The 2,344-nt window shown below is 70.6% G+C and carries 2 protein-coding genes and 2 pseudogenes; 1 reads left to right on the top strand and 3 read right to left on the bottom strand.

What is annotated here, in order from left to right; all coding sequences use genetic code 11:
- Positions 1–253, top strand: a pseudogene (locus DEIPI_RS0126735) (hypothetical protein); the annotation flags it as partial.
- A 50-nt stretch (positions 254–303) separates the two neighbouring features.
- Here the strand turns inward: DEIPI_RS0126735 and DEIPI_RS0126740 are convergent.
- The 3 genes and pseudogenes from DEIPI_RS0126740 to DEIPI_RS0126750 all read right to left on the bottom strand — a co-directional run.
- On the bottom strand, positions 304–753 hold the full coding sequence (locus tag DEIPI_RS0126740; protein WP_027483808.1) for a response regulator: 450 nt from the start codon (positions 751–753) through the stop codon (positions 304–306).
- 92 nt (positions 754–845) lie between these two features.
- Entirely contained in the window at positions 846–2,009 is a 1,164-nt protein-coding gene (locus DEIPI_RS0126745) for a sensor histidine kinase (RefSeq protein ID WP_027483809.1), read from the bottom strand.
- A gap of 37 nt (positions 2,010–2,046) precedes the next feature.
- A pseudogene (locus tag DEIPI_RS0126750) lies at positions 2,047–2,344 on the bottom strand (glycoside hydrolase family 31 protein); the annotation flags it as partial.

The raw sequence follows: 2,344 nt of genomic DNA on the forward strand, positions 1-2,344 counted from the left end.
GGAGGGCCGCGTCGCGCACGTGACCTTCCGCGACGACGCGGCCCTGGAGGCGCTCGGGGCGCCCCTGCCGCTCGCGGGGAGCATGTGGGGCGCGTCCATGAGGGTCAGCGACGAACGCGCCGTGGCGGCGGGCCTCACGCGTCGTCCGTTCGTGGACACCGTCCGCGACACCCTCGCGTGGGTGCGGGACACGGACCGTCAGCTCAATGCCTTCGGCCTCACGGAGGAGAAGCGCGCGCAGCTGCTCGGTTGAGGAAGGGGAGAGGGCGGGCGACACGCGTCGCCCGCCCTCGTCGTTCTCGGTCAGACGTTACCGTGACGGGGCGGGAGGTGCACCGTGCTCATCCAGAAGTCCTCGATGGACCGCACGACGGAGAAGAAGTCGTCGAAGCCGGTGGGCTTGCAGATGTAGCAGTTGGCGTGCGCGTCGTAGGAGCGGCGCACGTCGTCCTCGTGGTCGGAGGTGGTGAGGATCACGACGGGAATGGCGCGCAGGTCCGCGTCCCGCTTGATCTCGTCGAGGACCTCGTGGCCGCCCTTGCGGGGCATGTTGAGGTCGAGGAGGATCAGGTCGGGCCGGGGCGCGTTCGAGTATTCGCCCTCGCGCTTGAGGAAGCGCAGGGCGTGCATGCCGTCCTCGGCGACACTGAGGTTGTTGGGCAGGCGGGCCTCGTCGAGGGCCTCCTGCGTCAGTAGGACATCGCCGGGGTTGTCCTCGACGAGCAGGATCTCGATGGGGTGACGGCTCTGCATAGCCCCTCCATTGTACCGACGGGCACCGTCACGAAGCCCGCCCGATCTTTCATTCCGGGAGCCCGGATACAGGTTTTGACGTCACGCGCTGTCTAGACAGGGCTGGGCGTGAGGTCCTCGTGCGCGGGCAGCGTGAAGTGGAAGGCCGCGCCCTCACCCTCGCGCGACTCCACCCACATGCGGCCCCCGTGCTGCTCCACGATCTTGCGGCAGATCGACAGGCCGATGCCGTTGCCCTCGAACTGCGCGCGTCCGTGCAGGCGCTGGAACATCAGGAACACCCGCTCCGCGTGCTCCGGCGCGATCCCGATGCCGTTGTCACGCAGCACCACGTGCACGAGGCGGCCCTCCAGCGCTCCGGAGAGCTCCAGCTCCAGCGGCCGCCGCGCGCGGAACTTCACCGCGTTCCCCACGAGGTTCACGAGCAGCTGACGAAGCTGCACCTCGTTCGCGGCGACGGGCGGCAGGGGCGCGCGCCGCACCGACACGTCCTCCAGGGTCACGTCGCGCAGCGTCTCCTCGAAGAGCGCGCCGAGGTCCAGCGCCGCGCGCTGCGGCGAGGACTCCACGCTCGCGAGCGACAGCAGGTCCCGGATGAGCCGCCGCATGCGCCCCACCCCGTCCGTGATGTAGTGCAGGTACGTGTCGGCCCGCTCGTCGAGCTTCCCGCCGTAGCGCCGCGCCAGCAGGTCCGAGTAGCTCCCCACCATCCGCAGGGGCTCCTGCAGGTCGTGCGACGCCACGTACGCGAACTGCGCGAGCTCCCGGTTCGACGCGGCGAGCTCCTCGTTCGCGACCGCCAGCTCGCGCGTACGGTCCTCCACGCGCGCCTCCAGCGTCCGGTTGAGCTCGCGCACCTTCAGCTCGGCCAGCTTGCGGCGCGTGACGTTCTCGTGCGCCACGACCGCGTAGCGCTGCCCGTCCTGCTCGAAGCCCGTCACGCGCACCACGAAGTAGCGCTGCTCGTGCGGCGCGTGACAGGGGTACTCCGTCTCGAAGGGCGCGTCGGACCCCGCGAGGGCCGCGCGGATCGCGAGGGCCACCTCGCGCGCCGTCGCATCGGAATCGACACGCTCACACACCGAGAGGTAGTTCTGCCCGACCGTGTCGCGCCCGCCGTTGGCCTGCTCGAAGCGTGCCCACGCGCCGTTCACCGCCACGATCACCCCGCGCGGATCCAGGATGGCCACGTGCGCGGAGAGCGCGTCGAAGGCGGAGGCCTCGAAGCGCCCGGGGGCGCGGGCGAGGTGGAGCATCGACCTCACCTTATCGCCCCCGTCCACAAGAGTTCGTTTAGGTTCGCCTCACGATCCGGACCTCGTTCCAATCGGCTTCCAATGTGAGCCGGACCGCGCCGTCCCTCACGTTCCAGTCCCGCGCGCCCTCCACGCCCGTGACCTCACCCAGCCCGAGGACCACCACGGACTCCACCTCGCGCGTCACCGACAGGTCCCCCTCCACGGTGCGGCGCAGGGTCAGCACCTCACCCTCCATGCCGCCCGAGAGCGTCGTGAGCCGCGACGGACCGTCCCCGTCCCCCGCGTCCTCGAACAGCGAGCCGCGCACCGTCGCGCCCGCGTGCACCAGCCAC

Source organism: Deinococcus pimensis DSM 21231, assembly GCF_000519345.1.
GTDB classification, from domain to species: Bacteria; Deinococcota; Deinococci; order Deinococcales; family Deinococcaceae; genus Deinococcus_A; species Deinococcus_A pimensis.